General features: G+C 39.4%; 17 protein-coding genes and 1 pseudogene. All 18 read left to right on the forward strand.

What is annotated here, in order from left to right; all coding sequences use genetic code 11:
• The first annotated feature begins 27 nt into the window (after positions 1 to 27).
• Positions 28 to 531: a DinB family protein gene (locus tag HNQ85_RS02645; protein ID WP_181535932.1), complete on the forward strand. Its 504-nt coding sequence runs from the start codon at positions 28 to 30 to the stop codon at positions 529 to 531.
• Positions 532 to 890: 359 nt separating this feature from the next.
• Positions 891 to 1,748 carry an alpha/beta fold hydrolase gene (locus tag HNQ85_RS02650; RefSeq protein WP_181535934.1) on the forward strand — a complete coding sequence of 286 codons (858 nt, stop codon included), beginning with the start codon at positions 891 to 893 and terminating at the stop codon, positions 1,746 to 1,748.
• Positions 1,749 to 2,814: 1,066 nt separating this feature from the next.
• Positions 2,815 to 3,795, forward strand: a complete 981-nt coding sequence (locus tag HNQ85_RS02655) for an iron-hydroxamate ABC transporter substrate-binding protein (protein WP_181535936.1) — start codon at positions 2,815 to 2,817, stop codon at positions 3,793 to 3,795.
• A gap of 285 nt (positions 3,796 to 4,080) precedes the next feature.
• Positions 4,081 to 5,106: a FecCD family ABC transporter permease gene (locus HNQ85_RS02660; RefSeq protein WP_181535938.1), complete on the forward strand. Its 1,026-nt coding sequence runs from the start codon at positions 4,081 to 4,083 to the stop codon at positions 5,104 to 5,106.
• Positions 5,103 to 6,122: a FecCD family ABC transporter permease gene (locus HNQ85_RS02665; protein ID WP_181535940.1), complete on the forward strand. Its 1,020-nt coding sequence runs from the start codon at positions 5,103 to 5,105 to the stop codon at positions 6,120 to 6,122. The genes HNQ85_RS02660 and HNQ85_RS02665 overlap by 4 nt, the downstream gene beginning before the upstream one ends.
• Positions 6,123 to 6,142: 20 nt before the next feature.
• Entirely contained in the window at positions 6,143 to 7,153 is a 1,011-nt protein-coding gene (locus tag HNQ85_RS02670; protein WP_181536490.1) for an NAD(P)/FAD-dependent oxidoreductase, read from the forward strand.
• A gap of 77 nt (positions 7,154 to 7,230) precedes the next feature.
• On the forward strand, positions 7,231 to 8,049 hold the full coding sequence (locus HNQ85_RS02675) for an ABC transporter ATP-binding protein (protein WP_343046472.1): 819 nt from the start codon (positions 7,231 to 7,233) through the stop codon (positions 8,047 to 8,049).
• Between the two features lie 418 nt (positions 8,050 to 8,467).
• Positions 8,468 to 9,214, forward strand: coding sequence for an SDR family NAD(P)-dependent oxidoreductase (locus HNQ85_RS02680; RefSeq protein ID WP_181535942.1), 747 nt, complete (start codon positions 8,468 to 8,470; stop codon positions 9,212 to 9,214).
• A gap of 1,130 nt (positions 9,215 to 10,344) precedes the next feature.
• Complete coding sequence (bioF, locus tag HNQ85_RS02685; protein WP_181535944.1) at positions 10,345 to 11,526, forward strand: 8-amino-7-oxononanoate synthase; 1,182 nt, start codon at positions 10,345 to 10,347, stop codon at positions 11,524 to 11,526.
• The gene (locus tag HNQ85_RS02690) at positions 11,523 to 12,248 is read left to right on the forward strand and encodes an alpha/beta fold hydrolase (RefSeq protein WP_181535946.1); all 726 of its coding nucleotides are present in this window, start codon (positions 11,523 to 11,525) and stop codon (positions 12,246 to 12,248) included. Before bioF ends, HNQ85_RS02690 begins: the two co-directional genes overlap by 4 nt.
• Positions 12,245 to 13,060 carry a malonyl-ACP O-methyltransferase BioC gene (gene bioC, locus HNQ85_RS02695; RefSeq protein WP_181535948.1) on the forward strand — a complete coding sequence of 272 codons (816 nt, stop codon included), beginning with the start codon at positions 12,245 to 12,247 and terminating at the stop codon, positions 13,058 to 13,060. Before HNQ85_RS02690 ends, bioC begins: the two co-directional genes overlap by 4 nt.
• A 384-nt stretch (positions 13,061 to 13,444) precedes the next feature.
• Positions 13,445 to 14,173 carry a CPBP family intramembrane glutamic endopeptidase gene (locus HNQ85_RS02700; RefSeq protein WP_181535950.1) on the forward strand — a complete coding sequence of 243 codons (729 nt, stop codon included), beginning with the start codon at positions 13,445 to 13,447 and terminating at the stop codon, positions 14,171 to 14,173.
• 240 nt (positions 14,174 to 14,413) lie between these two features.
• Positions 14,414 to 15,247: a hypothetical protein gene (locus HNQ85_RS02705; protein WP_181536492.1), complete on the forward strand. Its 834-nt coding sequence runs from the start codon at positions 14,414 to 14,416 to the stop codon at positions 15,245 to 15,247.
• Positions 15,248 to 15,514: 267 nt separating this feature from the next.
• Positions 15,515 to 16,059, forward strand: a pseudogene (locus tag HNQ85_RS02710) (HAD-IIIA family hydrolase).
• A gap of 121 nt (positions 16,060 to 16,180) precedes the next feature.
• On the forward strand, positions 16,181 to 17,410 hold the full coding sequence (locus HNQ85_RS02715) for an MFS transporter (protein ID WP_181535952.1): 1,230 nt from the start codon (positions 16,181 to 16,183) through the stop codon (positions 17,408 to 17,410).
• A 118-nt stretch (positions 17,411 to 17,528) separates the two neighbouring features.
• Positions 17,529 to 18,221 (forward strand): MOSC domain-containing protein, encoded by a 693-nt coding sequence (locus tag HNQ85_RS02720; protein ID WP_181535954.1) that lies wholly within the window; start codon positions 17,529 to 17,531, stop codon positions 18,219 to 18,221.
• Positions 18,222 to 18,669: 448 nt separating this feature from the next.
• Positions 18,670 to 19,434, forward strand: a complete 765-nt coding sequence (locus HNQ85_RS02725; RefSeq protein WP_181535956.1) for an NUDIX domain-containing protein — start codon at positions 18,670 to 18,672, stop codon at positions 19,432 to 19,434.
• Positions 19,435 to 19,612: 178 nt separating this feature from the next.
• On the forward strand, positions 19,613 to 20,011 hold the full coding sequence (locus HNQ85_RS02730; protein ID WP_343046480.1) for an NUDIX domain-containing protein: 399 nt from the start codon (positions 19,613 to 19,615) through the stop codon (positions 20,009 to 20,011).
• The last annotated feature ends 165 nt before the right edge of the window (positions 20,012 to 20,176 follow it).

The following is a 20,176-nucleotide window of genomic DNA, read 5'->3' on the forward strand; positions in this document are numbered from 1 at the left end:
TATATTATAAAATTGAGGAGGACTATTATGTTTCAAACTTTAGACCGTTTTTTTAAATCTTGGGAGTTCGAGGCTGGAGTGACTAGGAGAGTACTTGATCATCTCACTGATGAGTCACTTAAGCAGGAAGTTACTGCACAGAATTGGACTTTAGGACGTATTGCTTGGCATATCGTTACTGCCATTCAAGTGATTGTCTCACGTACAGGGTTAACGTTTGAAGCTCCTGCTAAAGATTGGCCTGTTCCTTCCTCGGCTGATTTTATTGCAAAAAGCTATAAGAAAGCCAGTGATGCCCTTGTTCAAGCACTGAAAACTCAATGGACCAACGCTAATTTGAATGACCTTATCGACTTTTTCGGTCAGCAAATGACAAATGGGACACTTTTGATGTTTTTGATTCAACATCAAACCCATCATCGCGGACAAATGACCGTTCTTATGCGACAAGCAGGGCTAAACGTTCCCGGCGTTTATGGTCCGTCAAAAGAGGAATGGGCTCGTTTAGGTATGGATGCACCAAAAATGTAATCTAAACCTAGTAGAGGATAGAATTTACCTTTCTCAACGATCGAAAGCAATCCTTCAATAACTGTATCACTTTTCTTATTCAGCTAAAGGGAGGAAGACCTATCATTCTTCAGTGGTAGTCGAACGGAAATTTTTGGTGAATCGTCACCCTGCAATGACATCTTCAATCGGTTGTTTTATTTTTGGATGTTTCAACTCATGATGCTTTCTTCCATAAAACTGCTCCTTAGTATGTGCCTTTTCTTTTATTTTGTCCCACCATTATAAAAATAAGCGGTGTTTATTTAAAGTAATCCTTGATAAAAAAACAATATAAGAGAATGATGTAGGAGTGATTTTGGATTGGAAGGTGGTCAAACATGAATAAAGTTACGACAGATTTTTCTGTTCACATTTATGAAACTGGAGAGACAAACCATCCAACTCTTGTATGTTTTCACGGTCTTACTAGCAGTAGCGAATCTTTTTTGGAGTTAGCTGATTATCTAAAAAACTACCATCTTGTTGCGTTTGATAGCCCAGGACATGGAAAAACGCCGCCTTTAGCGCATGAAGAAGATTACTTATTTTCCAATCTTGCAAACTGGTTTGACAAAGCGATGGGGCAAAATGTAAATCCTCCCTTCTTTATAATAGGGCATTCGTGGGGAGCGATTATCGCTCTTTTCTATGCAAAACAATTTCCTGAAAAAGTGAGAGGAGTTATTTTGTTAGACGGTGGATATATGGGACCCGCTGATCACCCGAACAGCACGCTCGAAGGTCTCTTGAAATTTTGGGAAAATATGTACGAAACAACCCGATACAAAACGATGGATGATGTTTTTGTTGAGTTAAAAAAGAATGCCGTTCGTTGGAATGAAAAGATTGAACAAATGGTTGAATCGGCCATGAAAAAAAGCGAAGACGGATATACAATCATCCCATCGCTTTTTACGATTCAATCGATTATAAAATCTTTTTTCAACGAACCGTTCCGTGAGATTTACGAGAATATTAAAACTCCCGTCCTTTTATTACATAGTACGCTTCCTAAAGAGATGGAAGAAACCCGTTTCCATTTCATCCATCAGATGAAAGCGAAAATAAAACAGCTTACCATTATTGGTATATCTAACGCAGGACATAGTGTACATTGGGATGCACCGGAAAAAATAGCTTACGAAATTGATAAATGGATAGTTAGAAATTCGTTAAAGAATAAGTCGATGATTTGAGAAGCACCAATGGATTGACCACTTTCCTAAATGAGCGGTTTAGGCCTATGATTTACGGAAGATAAAGAAGGTTGTTTTATAAAAATAACGTTATTCTCATTGGTTCAAAAATAATGGTGAACATAGCGGGATGTAAATGTAAATCTTGACAAAGGTTTTTATTTGAACACAGAGGAGTATATGAGGCTGTCTACGGAGATTCAATTCTTCAGCATTGAGAAAGCCTCTTTTATTTTTTTTCAAAGCCGTTAAGGATATATGTTTTTATCACTAAAACGTATCTGACAAGTAGAATTTCCTTTTTTGTGTTATAGCGTTTTTCGCTCTCGTAACGCCTTGAGTCCCTCCATGATTGAATACAGACACATACGTAGCCACCGATTGACGATAAAGATTTAGCGTCGCAGAGGATCATTTTCCATGACTAATGGAGCTGCGGTAATACGTTGGCACAAAGAGGTATCTTTGCGTTCTTCTTTCCGTCACTTCCAAGCTGTGAACTCATGAGTACTTGCGACTTTCAATCGTTTCATAGGGCTGCTTTCCTTTTCTTTCCTATTTGTTCCCTAAGAGCAGTATCGACCAAATGAGCCAATGTTATATAGAGATTAAATCTCTAAGTTACATTTATATCGTACAAGCAGTGTCCATTTTAAGAGGATGATAGTGTAATAGGATTGAACGGAATAAACATAAAGTTTAGGATATTACTGGGAAGTGAGGATGTGTTTCACGATAAAGTTGTTCCTGTCAATGGCGGGGGTCGGAGAATTGGATTGGAGACAGCAAAACAACTTCACTAAGCTTTTGAGCTGAGAAAGAAGTGAAAAAAGAGTGAGCAAAATCTCTGTAGAAGAAAGATATGACGTATTGCATAAGGTGGCTAAATAATTGAGAAGCGATCATTGATGTGATGATTCAGGAAACAAACGGAACGATGTGAAAGACGAATATAGAAGTACATTTAACAGTTATGTCGATTTTTGTTGACATTTTAAATGAAAATGATTATCATTTCTATGTAGATGTGATTATCAATATCCACAAAATACATAGGGGGAATAAGATGAATAGAAAAAGATTTTCTTTCATAGGTATCATGTTACTTGTTTTTCTTATGATGCTTAGCGCATGCGGAAACCAAGAGAAAAACACGGTGTCTGGAAATCAAGAACAAACAAAGATGGAAGAAAAAGCAACGCGAACATTTAAAATGGCAAATGGAAAAGAAGTGGAGATTCCAACTCACCCAAAACGTGTTGTTATGCCGTATGAATTTTTAGGAAACGCATTAGCTCTTGGGGTAAAACCGATTGCGGTTACAAATCCGTTGATGAAAAATCCTTATATTACAGAAAATCAAATGAAGGGAATTGAAAATGTCGGAAATCCAATTTCACTTGAAAAAGTAACGGAATTGAATCCAGATTTAATTATTGTCTATTTAGAGGATCAATATGAGCAGCTATCGAAAATTGCGCCAACCGTTGTGATTCCGTTTGGACATTATAAAGGTATTCAAGAAGAAATTCGTGTGTTTGGAGATGTTCTCGGTAAAAAAGAGGAAGCAGAAAAATGGATTAAACAGTTTGACGAAAAGGCGACTGCTGCTCGTGAAAAGTTACAAGGAGTTATTGGAAAAAACGAGACAGTTGGTATTTATGAATTGTCAGGAAAAGATTTTGTTGTGTTTGGAGCAAATTTTGGACGAGCAGGACAAATCATTTATAATGCGTTGCAATTAACACCGCCAGAGAAGACGAAAAAAGAAGTCATCGAAGGCCCGCAGCAATGGAAACCGATTTCCCTAGAAGCGTTACCTGATTACGAGGCTGATCATATGTTTTGGACGGTATACCGAACAGAAGGAACCGACCAAATTGAAAAAGACATGAAAAATAGCGCGATCTGGAAAAATTTAAAAGCTATTAAAAATAATCACTTCTATGAGATGAAACTAGAAGATGTATGGTTTACCGATGCGATTTCGCTAGAACATCAGCTTGATCTTGTCGTAGATACATTGCTTTCCCATAATAAAAAATAGTACAGTAAGACATATAGGAATCTAGTTTCAAATTCTAACATAAGCAAGCTTTTCTACCAATCTCCTAAACGAAATCGGACAAATTCATTTGTCCGATTTCGTTGCAGATGCTAACCCAAAGTGTCAGACCCCACAAGAGGAAACAATGAGCGATATATTGTGAAATTGCATGTGAGGCCGGATACTTATAGGTTAGCCCTGTGGTAGAAAAGCGTTCTTCTTTTCATGATTACATACATATGTTAGAAATTTATTTGTACTTATATAGGAAAACAGGTGGAAATCATGAAAAACGATACGGTAAATCAGTATTCGCGTCCTTGGATAGCGATAACGGTGATCGTGATAGGAATTTTCGCTATCGTTTTTGGAATTGCGTTGTCTATTTCCGTTGGTGCTGCCAATATTCAGCTTTCAACAGTATGGGAAGCGCTTGTTCATTACAATCCGAATCGAACGGAACATGCGATTATTCAAGATTTGCGTCTGCCGCGATCGCTTGCGGATGTTTTAGTAGGTGCTAGCTTTGCAGTGGCAGGTGCGATTATGCAAGGGATGACGCGAAATCCGCTTGCAGATGCCGGGCTTTTAGGCTTAAATGCTGGGGCTACATTGATGGTAGCGGTTTGCTTCGCGTTTTTACCGGGATTATCCTATAATTCTTTAATTCTATTTTCCTTCTTAGGAGCGGCTGTTGCGGCGGGGCTTGTTTACGGGATTAGTTCGCTTGCTCGGGGTGGCTTAACTCCGGTTCGCCTTGTGTTAGCAGGAGCAGCCGTAAGTGCATTGTTAACGGCGCTGAGCGAAGGAATTGCGATCCATTTTCAGTTAAGTCAAGAGTTAGCATTTTGGTATGCAGGTGGAGTGGCCGGTGTGAAATGGAGCCAGCTGAAAGTGATGACTCCATGGCTTGTTGTCGCTTTAGTGGGTTCATTGCTTTTGTCGCGTTCGATTACTCTCTTAAGTCTAGGAGATGAAGTAGCGACAGGATTAGGACAAAAAACGGGCTTGGTTAAAATGCTTGGCATGATTATTGTGCTTCTTTTGGCAGGAGTGTCTGTATCGGCGGTCGGACCGATTGGATTTATCGGACTTGTCGTTCCGCATATTGCTCGGTTTTTCGTCGGTGTGGATTATCGCTGGATTATTCCTTGTTCGGCCGTTCTCGGTGGAGGGTTCATGATTATGGCTGATATTGGTGCAAGAATGATTAATCCTCCTTATGAAACGCCAATCGGTGTTTTATTCGCCCTTATTGGTGTTCCGTTCTTCCTTTATGTGGCGCGAAAAGGAAGGAGGGAGCTTTCATGAATGGAGTAGAGCGACGCAAGAACGTTCGGCGTTTTTCCATACTCGCTACTTTTTCTGTTCTGATTCTTATTGTGTTTGTGATCAGTATGAACACAGGCTTCAGTCGGTTATCTCCGCTTGAAGTGTTTCAAACGCTGTTTGGAATGGGAACCGAAAAGCAAGAGTTGATTTTGTTTGAATTTCGCTTGCCTCGTATTGTGATTTCCATGCTTGTTGGGGCGGGATTGGCTGTATCAGGCTGCATTATGCAGGGCATTTCCCGCAATGCGTTAGCAGATCCAAGCATTTTAGGGATTTCGCATGGAGCAGGGGTAATGGTCGTTTTATATTTGTCGTTTTTCCCAACACATTTGGACGTTCCTGTTTTATTTTTGCCGATCCTTGCGTTTTTCGGTAGCTCATTAGCAGCTGCTCTTGTGTTTGGCTTGTCTTACGAAAAACACGAAGGGCTGTTGCCAACGCGTCTCGTTTTAACAGGAGTGGCAGTTGCGGCTGGATTGAGCGCGCTCATGACGGTTCTTTCTCTTCGACTAAGCCGGGAGCTTTATCAGTTTGTAGCGGCATGGTTGACTGGAAGTATTTGGGGAGCGACGTGGGATTACGTTTTAGCGCTTTTACCTTGGATTGTCGTCCTATTCGCTTTTGTGTATTATAAAGCGCTCGTACTCGATGTGTTATCGTTTGGAAAAAACGTCGCCACAGGACTTGGTGCGTCTGTTTCCAAAGAACAAGTGAAACTACTCGCTGCTGCAGTGGGACTTGCGTCTGCTTGTGTGTCTGTCAGCGGGGGCATTGGTTTCGTCGGTTTGATTGGACCGCATTTAGCGCGACGAATCATCGGTCCAAATCATAAGTATTTGCTGCCAGCTTCGGCGCTCGCAGGGGCCCTATTGTTACTGACCGCCGACACGATCGGTCGCACGATTCTACAGCCATCAGAAATTCATGCAGGTATCGTCGTGGCGATCATCGGGGCACCGTACTTCTTGTATTTGCTAGCCCGATCCAATCATTAATCGTATGGGGGAATTTCATGATGGAGAGAAACCTTGAACTCTATGATGTAACCATTGTCGGTGGAGGTCCTGTTGGGTTATTCGCTGCCTTTTACAGTGGATTGCGCGAATTAAAAACGAAAGTCATTGAAAGCTTGCCAGAGTTAGGCGGGAAAGTGAGAGGATTTTTCCCAGAGAAAATCATTCGCGACATTGGTGGGATTCCTGAGATTTCCGGGGAGCAGTTAATTCAAAATTTAGAGCGGCAAGCCAAAACGTTTGCACCCACAATTGTTTTAGGTCAACGAATTGTTGATTTGGAGAAGCAAAAGGATGGAACGTTTTTGTTGACAAGCATCAATGGCGAACAACATCATACGCGCGCCGTCATTCTTGCGATAGGACATGGAACATGGGAAGTGCAGAAGTTAGAGGTGGATGGTGCGGAACAGTACGAAGGGCATACGCTTCATTATAAAGTTGGATCATTAGAACATTTTCGTGGAAAGCGAGTACTTATCTCCGGCGGCGGCAATACAGCGTTAGACTGGGCCCAACAATTGGAGTCCATCGCTGAAAAAGTCACGATCGTCCATCGTCGCGATCAATTTTCCGGATTGGAAAGCAGCGTGACGAACCTAAAGCGCTCGTCAGTCGAACTATTGACACCATATGTAGTCAAACAACTATACGGACAAGGAACTCTTCTTGAAAAAGTGATGATTGAACATGTTGACACGGGGGAAACAACAGAATTACCGGTCGATGAATTGATTGTTAGTCACGGTTTCCATATTGACCTTGGACCGATCAAAGACTGGGGATTTGATATGGTAGACGGGCGTATTGTTGTCAATGGAAAAATGGAAACAAACATCCCTGGCATATTTGCCATAGGAGATATTGCCTATTATCCGAATAAATTAATGTTAATTTCCGGAGGATTTATGGAAGGACCGACGGCGGTCAATAGCGTCAAAATGTATCTTGATCCCAACGCTCAACCAATGGCTATGGTTTCGACCCACCATCAAGCGTTTGTGGCGAATTGAACGTTCTCTTCCGATAGAGTGTTAAATATGTCCAAGCAAGGGATTTTTACGCTCGCTTAAAATCAAATCGAAAGGAAGTGGATCGCTTGATTGTGACGGAAAATTTAGATATTGCGTACGATCAAATGGTCATTGTCAAACAATTAAATATAGAAATTCCATCCCATAAAATCACAGCATTAGTTGGGGCGAACGGCTCTGGAAAGTCGACGATTTTGAAAACGATGGCGCGTTTGCTGAAACCAAAAAGCGGTCATGTTTTGCTTGATGGGAAAGCGATTCATCAATTAAGAACGAAAGAAGTGGCTAAGCAATTAGCGATTTTGCCACAAAACCCGACGGCTCCAGAAGGGATGACAGTCACCGATTTAGTGACATATGGCCGTTTCCCTCACCAGCGCGGCTTCGGTTCGTTAACGAAACAGGATAAAGAAGTGATTGAATGGGCCATTGAAGCGACAGGAATGAAAGAATTCGCTCATCGTCCTGTCGATCAACTATCGGGTGGACAGCGACAGCGAGCATGGATTGCGATGGCGCTTGCTCAAGAAACACCGATTTTGTTTTTAGACGAGCCGACGACATTTCTTGATATGGCTCATCAATTAGAAGTGCTTAATCTTTTAGAAGAGCTGCATGAAAAAGAGCGGAGAACGATTGTTATGGTTGTTCACGATTTAAACCATGCAAGCCGTTATGCTCACCATATGATTGCTATTAAAAAAGGAACTGTCGTCAAAGCAGGTACTCCGATGGAAGTCATGCAACCACATATTATCGAAGAGGTATTTGGGATTCAGTGTGATATCATCCGAGACCCGCGTACAGGCTTGCCGTTATGCTTACCGTACGCGCTTAGTCGTTCCAAAAAAGAACAGGTCCATCATATAGGTTAGGAAATAAACAAGGCTGATTTCTATGTGAAAATTAGCCTTGTTTTTGTTTTGGGTGGCCTCTCCAGTGCGTCATAAGTATTGTGATGAGTCTTAGTCGAAACAATCATCACCGTAATCAATAACATTTTGTGTCCTTATGATAAATGTTTCGACGATAAACGTTGTAAATGTAATCATCTTCTATTGAATGGGGTTTCTGTCCAAAATATTAATACCGTACAAACTCCCATCTGAATGAAGTATCTAGATGGAAATCATACAATTGAGGATCGAAAACCGATTTTACAGCAACATAAACGACTGGTTGAAGAAAAGGTAAAAGAAATGAAGAACATGGTATGATATGTTTGAGCAACATAAAGAAATTCAAAGTGCCGAATGAGTACTTAGTTTTTAATAGACAAAGGGGGAAAGATCGTTGAGTTATGAAGGAAAAGTCGCGATTATAACAGGAGCAGGAGGCGGAATTGGTCGAACTCTTGCGATGGCTTATGCTGAACAAGGGGCTAAAGTGGTAATCATGGATAAAGATGCAGATGGGTTGCAAAAAACTCGCGAACGTTTGCAAGATGCTGGATATGATGTGTATTCATACGTTTTTGACTTAAGCAATTCAACAGAGATTGAGAACGTGATGAAGGAAGTGGGAAAAGCGCTTGGTCGAATTGATATCTTAATTAATAATGCGGGGCTTGGAGTATTTACATCTCCTTATGATTTAACGGTGGAAGAATGGGACTATGTCATCAATACGAATTTGCGTGGGACGTTCCTTTGTTCAAGGGAAGCAGCGAAAATCATGAGAACCCATGGGGGAGGAGCGATCGTAAATATTTCTTCCACCCGTGCTCTTATGTCGGAGCCGAATTCAGAGGCTTACGCTGCTTCGAAAGGAGGTATTCTTTCACTTACCCATGCGCTTGCGGTTTCATTAGGACCGGATCGAATCACCGTCAATGCGATTTGTCCGGGATGGATTGAAACAGGAGACTACAGTCAACTACGGCCCGAAGATCATCTACAACATCCTTCAGGAAGGGTAGGAAAGCCAGAAGATATCGCAAGAGCTTGTTTATATCTTACCGATCCAAAAAATGATTTTGTCACCGGTATTCATTTAGTCGTTGATGGAGGCATGACGAGAAAGATGATTTATACAGAATGAAATCTTTCTATATCAAAAAGCTGATTCCACTTGTATATTTTGGGGTCAGCTTTATTTTATTTAATGGCTATGTTAATGATTATTGTCGATTTACATTTAAAATGAAAGACCTTCACAAATTGAAGGTCTTTCATATGCTTAATGGTTGGCCGAAAGAAGAACGATATTATAATGGGGTAAATAAACTTCACCAAAAAAGCCTAAATCCAATTGGTTTCCCATAAAGCATTTAGGAATATAACATAAATAGTAAAGATTGTAGACAATGTTAAAAATAGTAAAGGTATAAACTTGAACTTGTTAATTTTTCTAATGGCTATAATAAAGATTAAGATTGTAATGAAGGTAGTAACATAAAATACAAAAATTACACTGTAAAACGTAAATGGTCCTAAGAATAGACAAAGGACAGAAAATTGCACAAGAAAAGCAAAGTAAGAGAGTGAAATCCACTTTGAATTCCCCTCATTTTTTATGATTCCGATTATTGACAATATGATGGAAGCTACGATTAAAAGTGTAAGAGACCATTCATACAAGAAAAATAAATTCTCTTTATAAACAGCAAATAAATAACCAACTATTGAAAGTGGCAATATCCCAAGTAACAAATAAAAGTTTATTTTTATATACTTCGTTTCTTCCAAATGATTCCCTCCCCTTTTTTCTTTCCATATTTAACATAAAAACATACAGTCAAATTACCTTTCTTATTCATTATATTTTAATTCAATATCAATATGGTTATTTAACATAGCCTATTTAATAATGGTCTCAATTAAATTTAAGTTTGGTGAGTACGTTGGTAAAAATAAAAGTGCGAGTTTTCTAAAAACAGCTTGTGAATCATGATATGGTGAATTTTTGCACTGCCGAGAATCATGACAATCATTCAAAAGAAAGCAATTCGTACCGTACTTGTGACCGATTGGCTGAAAGAATATGAAGCAAAATGGAAAACGATGTCAGAGTTGAGGGAGAAGTCGATGTGGAACGGCTAAAAGAGAGATGAAAGCGATATGTGTATGAAAAATATTGTCTGAATTTTTTTGATATGATACGATTAATTATAATGTTAACCTTGTATAATTTTTGGTTAACATTAAAGAGAGATAAGGGGAGGAAAGAGGATGCACTCGTGGGAGGAACAGATGAAAGCAGAATTGCTGCATATAGAGAAAAAAGCGCAAAGACGTCGCTTACATTCCATCGATTTTTTGAACAACTCGTCCATTATCATGAATGGTCGGAAGCTTCTCAATCTTGCATCAAATAATTATCTTGGATTAGCTGGCGACGATCGACTCATTGAAGCAAGTATACGCGCTGCTCGTGAATACGGCGCAGGCTCGACGGCATCCCGATTGATTGTTGGCAACTATTCCCTATATGAACATGTAGAAACAGAACTAGCGAGGTGGAAAGGAACAGAAGCAGCACTTATTTTCAACAGCGGATATACAGCGAATGTCGGCATTATTTCTACTCTCGTCGGCCGCAACGACCTCGTGTTTAGTGATAAATGGAACCATGCCAGCATCATCGATGGAATCATTTTAAGCCGAGCAGAAATGAAGCGCTATCAACATAACGATCTCGATCATTTAGAAACACTTTTAAAAAAAGCGCCGCTACATAAGCGAAAACTTATTGTCACGGATACCGTCTTCAGTATGGACGGTGACATCGCTCCATTGAAAGGGCTCGTTGAACTCAAAGAAAAGTATGGGGCGATTTTAATGGTTGATGAAGCTCACAGCAGCGGTGTTTATGGAGAAAGAGGAGAAGGGCTTATTCATGATTTACGTCTACAAGAACAAGTGGACGTACAAATGGGGACTTTCAGCAAAGCACTTGGTTCTTTCGGTGCATACGTGACTGGAAAACAGTGGCTGATCGATTATTTCGTCAATAAAATGAGGAGCTTCATTTTTACAACGGCATTGCCACCCGCTGTGTTAGGCTCGATTCTGGCTGCGATTCACATCGTTCAACAAGAAACAGCGCGTCGCAAACAGCTCCATGAGTATAGTCAATATTTTCGTAAAAAACTTAGTGATCTCGGTTTCAACATTGGCACAAGCGTGACGCAAATTGTGCCGGTGCTGATCGGTTCCAATGAGTTAACGGTGCAATTTAGTGAACGGCTGCAGGAAAGAGGCATTGCGGCTGTCGCTATTCGACCACCTACGGTTCCAGAAGGGACAGCAAGAATTCGCTTTTCCCTCATGGCGACGTTAACGAAGGATGAACTAGACTGGGCAATTAACGAAATCGCTACAATCGGTCAAGAAATGGGGATTATTTCATGAACAAGCAAAAGCATATTGTCTTCATTCCTGGATGGGGTATGAGAGGAACGATTTGGTTGCCGCTTGCCGAACGGCTTAAAACATCTTTTTCCGTTTTCTATGTTGAATGGGATGGGGTTGAAACAATTGCGGATTTTAAACAAAAGGCAGTTCAACTCGTTGAAGAAAATGAGCTTTCTTCTTTCATTCCAATTGGTTGGTCGCTCGGTGCGCTCATCGCTCTTGAGCTTACGACCTCTGTTCCAGAGAAAATGGACCGTCTTGTTCTCATCGGCGGAACAAGCCGATTTACTAAGGGAGATGGCTATGACGCTGGATGGGAGCGGCGGGTAGTCGAACGAATGAAACGCCAATTAGTGCGAAATCGCGAGCAAACGCTTTCTTCATTTTTTGCTTCTCTACTTTGTGAAGAGGAACAAGGCAAAGTACTAGATTTTGAACGCCACTTTCACAACACCGAACAGCAAGGATTACTTATTGGTCTCGATTATTTAATGACAGCTGATGTTCGTTTTGCTTTGCGTGATATCACTGCGCCACTGTTACTTATTCACGGCGAAGAAGACACCATCTGTCCACCGTCCGCGTCGCGCTACATATTTGAACAAACACGTGACAATGCGATTTTAAAATTATTGCCTAAAACCGGCCATGTTCCGTTTTTAACAAAAACAGACGAATGTGCCCGGTTGATTCAATCGTTTGTAGGGGGAAGAATATGATTGATAAACAATTGTTGCAAAAAAGATTTAGTGCCAATGCAAAAACGTATGACCAATTTGCAAACGTCCAGAAAAAAATGGCAGATTTCTTATTAAAACAGCTATTGATGAAAAGAAGTGACTCATCTCCACTTCATATTCTTGAAATCGGCTGTGGGACAGGCTACCTCACTGCTAAGCTGTCCCGTCATTTTCAAAATGCAACCATCACCGCCATCGACTTAGCACCAGGAATGATTGAGATTGCCAAACAGCGGATCTCTGGAAAGTCGATCCATTTTCTTTGTGGTGATATCGAAGAAATGGAGCTATATGACCGGTATGATCTCATTATTTCTAATGCAACATTTCAATGGCTCAATGACTTGGAGTCGACACTTTCTCGTCTTAGCTCCATCTTAAAGAGAGACGGAATGATTCTTTTTTCTACCTTTGGCTGCGGCACATTCCATGAACTTCACACTTCCTTTCAACGAGCGATGCAAAAGTTACAGCTCGAAACAAACGCTCGTCTTGGCCAGTCCTTTTATGCATTAGAGGATTTGTTAAAGCTGTGTGAGTACTCTGTTCAACAGGTTCACCCAACCGCGGCTATTTTCGGAACAGAAGTGTTCGAAACAGAACGATTTCATTCCGTCAAAGATTTTTTCACTTCACTAAGAAAAATAGGAGCAACCAATAGCAACCAAGGTTCCTACTGCCAACGCCCCTCCGTCCTTAAAGAAATGATGAACATATACGAACAAGATTTTCAAGAAAACGGCCACATTATCGCAACCTACCATTGTTTGTTCGTGGAAATCGAATGCTAGACTCGCTGATGTGGCGAGTTTTTTTGTAGGAGAGAAGAATTAACAAAAAATCTTGTAAAATATGTAAAAGTGGTTTGCAGTTAATGAAAATATAAAAGTTTGATAATAAGGGTGAATATCACGCTACTTATTTGATGGGAATTTTTTCTTATGAATGGAGAAACAGATAAACGCAAAAATCAGATCGCACAAACGGGAAGCTTGATGTAAACCAATATGTATGTCAAATCAACGAATAGGCAGTTTTTCATTTGTTTATAAAAATACACAGTTAATCAAGAGCATTACTTCAAAGCAGGAGTAATGCTTTTTTTGTTGAAAAAGTGAAATAAACGAATTTTTAAATGCTTTCTGTGTTGATAACTAGTATCGGGAGTGTGGTACATGAAACTTAGTTGTTTGGAATTTCAAAAGTCCAAAATAACATCGCAAGAGCGGCTAAATTATAATAAAACGGATTTTCTGATTAGTATAAGCTATTTTCTATATCTAACAATTGTTATCTTTATTTGTGGTTGGGCATTAAGGAATATTGGTCCAATTAGAACATTTTTCTTTAAATCACCATTTAATAACTTACTTTTTGGATTGTTTATTAGCATAATTGAATTAACCCCTTTAATTTTTATTTTAAAATTCCGAAAACAATCATTTCGCACAATTGGTTTACGCAAAGAGATGCTTTTCTTGTCCTTTATAGTTGGTGTGATTTTTGCTATTCCAGAACTTGTTTTATCTAAGGAAAACATCATTTCGTTTAAATCAATTGGCATAGTAAATCTTCTTATAAAGTTTTTTTATTACTTTTTTTGTATTGCATTAGTTGAGGAACTCATTTTTCGAGGATATTTACAGTCAATCATTCAGGATGTCCTATCCTCCAAGTGGATTAGCATTGTTATTGTAGGAATGCTTTTTAGCCTTATGCACATACCATTTCAATTCTGGATTTCAGGACAAGAGTTTCTGCCGTTTATCCAAAATGAAATTTCCCTGCATTTGCCTTATACATTTATTGCTCATTTTTATTTTTTGTTGATTTACAGACTAACGAATAATATTGTTGCTCCTACGACTACCCATGCTCTGCACGATCTTTTTGTTAATCTTTAATATTTTCCAACTAACGGAAGGAGGCTGACTAAAAAGCTAAGTGTCAGACCCGATAACGACAATAGACCGCATATCATGCTGGGGAAGTATTTAATATATGGTAGATTGTGCATGAGGTCAGGCACTTATGGTCAGCCCCTTCTTTTTTCGTGAAGGGCCAGTTTAGTGTGAAAAGGAATTTGGTGTTTAGTTGTAGAAAAAATGTTTGGAATTATCTTTTCGGGAGTTGGTTTGAAATGTGTGGGATTTGTGACGAAACATCAAGCAAGGGATGATAAAAATCCTAAAAATCGCGAAGCTTTAATGAAAGCAATTGAGAACGACTTATTAAATGATGAAAATGTATTGGCCGTATTTTATGGTGGTTCAATCGGGAGCGAAAATACGGATTTATATTCCGATATTGACCTCCGTATTGTGGTGAAAGAGGAAGTGTTTGAAGAATACAGGTCAAATAAAAAACAAAGAGCAAGGAAATGGGGCAATGTTTTATTCCATGAGGACTTCCCTTGGACAAATTATACGATTGCTCATTATGACTCTTTTATAAAGGTAGATGTCTTTTATTATAAACTTAAAGATATTCAGCCATCCGTTTGGTTAAAAAATATTAAAATTGTCTATGATCCTGAAGGGCTAATGGCAGAAATTCATGAAAAATCGCAGGGGTTATTATATGAGCTATCACCTATCGAATTTGAAATATGGCGAACAAAATTTTTTGCATACGTTCACGAAGCATACCGTAGAGTAATGAGAGAAGAAATGTATTATGCCCTCCAGTGCGTTGACTACTTGCGTTTATCTATGGCATCAGCATGGTACATGGAAGCCGGAATACAGCCGAATACGTTTGGTGATTGGGCTAAGATAGAAGGGAAAAGAAGCAATTTAAAAGACTGGCAATTATCTCTTCTTGAAAGTTGGAGCTGTAGCCGGGACCCTTTTGAAATAATGAATGTGATAAAAAATATGGTTCCAGAATTCAAAAGAGTCCACAAAAATTTATGCGCAAAACTCGGGATACATGAAAACCCTGAATGGGTCGATGAAATTTTCAATATGGTTTTTTGAACTACTCCTATTTTCACTTCGTTTCGAAGAAGAAGTTTTCTCGCTTTGTAAGATATAAAGGCAGCTGCATCGCTGCCTTTTTTGTTTATTTGCTGCTATACCATTTCGGAACTTTCAAAGCTTACATTCTCCTTTTCGAGCGTTTGATGATCTTAATGACAAACAATTGGGTTTACATTATACTTAATATTGTAAAATTTTAGTATATTATTGTTATTATGTAAATCGTTTCTTGCTCGAAGCGGTGTTAAGGGGGACACGAGGAACATGAAGCTACAAGCTGTCTTTATTGACAGGGATGGAACGATTGGCGGCTCAGAGAAAGTAGAATACCCAGGCGAATTCTCATTGTTTCCTTACACTTACAATCCATCTTTCGATTAAAAAATGCTGGCATTAAAGGATTCTCTTTTACAAATCACCCCGGCATCTCACGTGGTGAAGCACATCAAGAAGATTTTGTGAAGGAACTTTTATCTTTTGGATTTGATGATGTATACATTTGTCCACATCAGCAAGATGCAGGCTGCGATTGCCGAAAACCTGCCCCAGGAATGCTTTTGCAGGGGGCCGAAAATAACGGCTTACATCTTGACAAATGTGCTGTCATCGGCGATCGCTGGACGGATATGATCGCAGCCGAGCAGGCAGGATGTATGAAAATACTTGTAAAAACAGGTGCCGGAGCGAAAGTGTTTAATAAGTATCAAAACAAAGAATATGATGATAAGTGGGCTGAAATTGTTCCGGACTACATTGCAGAAACATTGGAAGATGCGGTGAATTGGCTGCTTAAAGATGATAGGGAATAAAACCTATAAAACTACAAGGTAACGTTTAATGGATGCTAGGTCATCTTAAGGAGGTAAACGTAATGTGATGGAAAACCCCTTATAATCACTTTTTTCAAAAACTAAATAGGGGTCGATTTTTATGCGGAACCGTTCATTTCGTTACCTTGTAGTAGGACAGTCGCTTGCCAATGGCGGTGATTTGTTTTATATCGTTGGATTAATGGCATTATTATATAATCTGTCACAGTCATCGTTCTATATGGCGCTCATTCCATTTGTCGTGACAATATCGAGATTGGTGTGTGGATTGTTTGTGCCGATTTTATTGGATAAATACGAATTAAAGAAGCTATTATTTGTTTCACAGCTATGGAAATCAGTGTTATTGCTTTTTTTAGGAGCATTAGTTGCATTTTTTATCTCAAATGACACGTTGTTACACATCTTCATTTTCGTCTCATTCATCTCCTTTTTGGATGGTGTTGCTCATCCAGCACGAAATGCGATGATCCCGAGATTAATAGAAGAAAGTGACCTTGTTCGGGCAAACAGTATACTGTCAGTCATTGACCAGACAATTCAGTTTGGCGGTTGGGCGGCCGGCGGGGTCTTGGCATCTTTTTTGCCGCCAAGCCATCTTATTTGGCTTACGTTTTTACTTTTTGTTGGTTCGACGTTTTGTATGTGGAAAATGAAAAATGTCTATTTAGATAACGTTGCGAAGGAAACGAATCCATCTGTCTGGAATGCTATGAAAGAAGGATGGATCTATATTTTTCATCATAAGTGGCTGCGAAGCTTTCATGCGATGGTTTTGTTGGAGTCGATGGCAGGAGCGGTTTGGATCGCTGCCATTTTGTATGTTTATGCCGCTGAAAATTTACGGGCAGGCACATCTTGGTGGGGGTATATTAACGCAAGTTTTTTTGCAGGGTTCATTGTTGGAGGAATTATTGCCTGGAAAATCTCGTATGTGATTCAAAAGCACCTCTTTTTCTCCATCTTTCTAGGCTCTTTAGGAACATCCATCATTACATTTGTATTTGGAATGAATACGGTTGCTTTTCTAAGTTTAGTTTTTTCATTTGTGTACGGATTGTTTGAGCAGTTAAAAGTTATTGGCATGCAGGCAATATTACAAAAAAACGTTTCTGACTTCATTCTTCCAAAAGTATACGCTGCTCAGCAGGTCGTGATGACGATAAGTTTTGGTGGCATGACTTTGTTCTTTGGTTGGATTACTGAAATATACGGCCCGAAAGTGGTTTTTGCCATATCCGCTAGTTTCTTGTTATTGTCATCCCTCTTTTGCTTTACGTTTTTATCAAGTTCATACAAGATGGAGAAAGGCGTTCAAAATGTGAAATAGTGCTGCATATACGACTCTCCCGTTCAAAATGGGAGAGTCACACAAATTAGCAAATTTAATCACTTTTGATGGAGTGTTAAACGGATAAAAAGTCTTACCATGAAAGGAGTCGGCTCTTATGACCATTCATGAATATGAAATTGTTTCAATCAACGTAGGAAAACCGAAAACACTCGTTTTTGAAGGAAAAGAGTTGTCGACAGGTATTTACAAAAAGCCTGTCCATGAACCTGTCTTTTTATCTTTTTTGAATTTCGAAAGCGATGGACAAGCGGATCTTGTTCATCACGGCGGTAAAGATAAAGCGGTATGCGTTTATCCATATGATCACTACGCTTATTGGGAAAAGGAGCTTGGCCGGGAGCTGGAAGCGGCAGCGTTTGGTGAAAATTTGACGGTGAAAGGCTTAGTGGAAGAGGACGTTTGTATCGGGGATATGTTTCAATTGGGCGAAGCGATCGTTCAAGTGAGCCAACCGTGGCAGCCTTGCTATAAGCTGGCGAAAAAGTACAATGTGGAAGATTTGCCGCTTCGTGTGCAAAACACAGGCTATACCGGTTTTTATTTTCGGGTGTTGAAAGAGGGCTGGGTGACGAGAGAGTCCCGCCTGCAGCTATTAAGCCGTCACCCGCTTGGAATAACCGTTTCATTTGCGAACCACATCATGTATCACGATAAATATAACCAAGAAGGTATTGAGCGGATACTAGGCGTTCAAGAATTATCGGAAAGCTGGCGGACAACGTTGTTGAAACGTCTAAAAAACATGGAAACAGATGAAAAACATTCAAAGAATGGATCAACCATTTGATGAACAATGGTATGGAGATATGAAATAACTTATTCTACCAATGAAAGCATTACTTCAGTAAGTATATAAATCCAACTTGTCTATGATGTTATATGAACTAACACCCTACAAAATGAGGAAACCTCTTGTATATCAAGGGGTTTTTGTTGTGGTGAGTTCCTTTAAGATGAATGATGTTAACTAGTAATGTATAAAATTAATCCCTTTTTTAGGCAGATGGAACAAAGTTTTTTGAAAATACATATAATAATCCAATAGATCTTGAGGTTTTTTGTTACCCTTCTTTTCCATTACTAGATTTTTTAAAAGAAACGGTGTCAGTGGAATTGAATACGGGTAGTAGTTGCTCGGAACAAACATTGTTGAAAAAGAATCGTACATACCAAATAAAATACGTACAATGGAGTAACGCCCATTCGCGTTATTTTTAACGAACGAAGGTGATAAAATGATCTACAAAAGAAAAACATATCGAGTTCTCCCAGAGAAGGTGAGTGAATTTACTACATTTTTTGATGAGTATCTTTTGCCTAATCAACTAAAAAATGGGGCTAAATTAATTGGACGGTGGATCACGGAAACGAAAGATGAAATCATAGAATTGTGGGAGTACCCGAGTTATGAAGAGTATCTAAAAATAGAAGAACGGGTAAGAAATGACGAAATGTACCAACAAGCACAATCTCAACTCCAGAAATTAGGCAATCTTTACTTAGACAACAGGCAAGATTTTTTGGAATCTACAGGAACGTACAGTTTTCCGAAGCACACGGTTACAGTGAGTGGATACATTACAAACGAACAGCAAGAGACTCTATTGGTCAAAACATATTGGAGATCGGATACCTGGGAATTGCCAGGAGGAGCGGTTGATGAGGGGGAGACACTAGACTTGGCATTGTGCCGAGAAATTTTTGAAGAAACAGGGATTTCTGTTAAATTGCTTGGGGTTACAGGGGTATATTCAAATGGAAGTACGGTTTCGGTCGTATTCCGTGGAGAATACAACGGGGGGAATTTAAAAACTTCTACTGAAACAAAGGACGTACGTTTTCTCAAAATTGACTCATCCAATGTAATGCAATATATTACTCGTCCGAAATTTAGATCGAGAGTGTTAGACGCTATGAAAGGGCATTGCATACCGTACGAAGCATTTAAAGTACGACCCTATGAGTTATTAGAAAGGTTGGATGGAAGTTTCAGAGCATGATAAAGAAGGTGAACTCCCAAGTATTACTAGAGGCAGGGCGCTGTTCTATTTGGTTATATGGTAGAGCGGCTGTAATAAATCGCTCTTAAGGAAGGGAGATACAGATGAATATTAGAAACTCTGTGAAAGCGTTGATTATTCAAGAAGGAAAACTAGAAAACTATTAGTCACAAAGAATATCGATGAAGAAGGAGAATTTTATCTTTGCCCCGGCGGTAGTCAAGAACATGGAGAAACATTCCATGAAACATTACAGCGAGAGTGTATGGAAGAGATTGGACAAGAGGTCGAAATAGGCGAATTGCTTTTTATTCGCGAGTATATTGGGAAAAACCACGAACATGCTTCATCTGATTTTGCTTTGCATCAAGTAGAGTACTATTTTTCTTGCCAGCTTAAAAGGAAGCAAGCAGAAATCAGCAATGGAACGAACCCTGATTCTGATCAGATAGGAATGGAGTGGCTGCCGATTCAACAATTATTCCGATACAGACTGTATCCAAAAGATATGAGAACCTATATTATAAAACATGTTCAAGGGGAAAAAACGCCGATTTATTTAGGGGATTTGAATTAATCGATGAATTAAAAACATCCATGAAAGCGCTGGCTTTGAATCAAAGTTGCACGCTGTGGGTTTGCAATTTTAATGATTCAATTAAAATTGCAGTCTAACCATTTCTTGATTTTTTTCTAGAAGAATACTTGAAATGTTCAAAAACTTAGTTTCTTTTTTTAGTTT

The organism is [Anoxybacillus] calidus (genome assembly GCF_013760845.1).
Classification (GTDB): domain Bacteria; phylum Bacillota; class Bacilli; order Bacillales; family Anoxybacillaceae; genus Paranoxybacillus; species Paranoxybacillus calidus.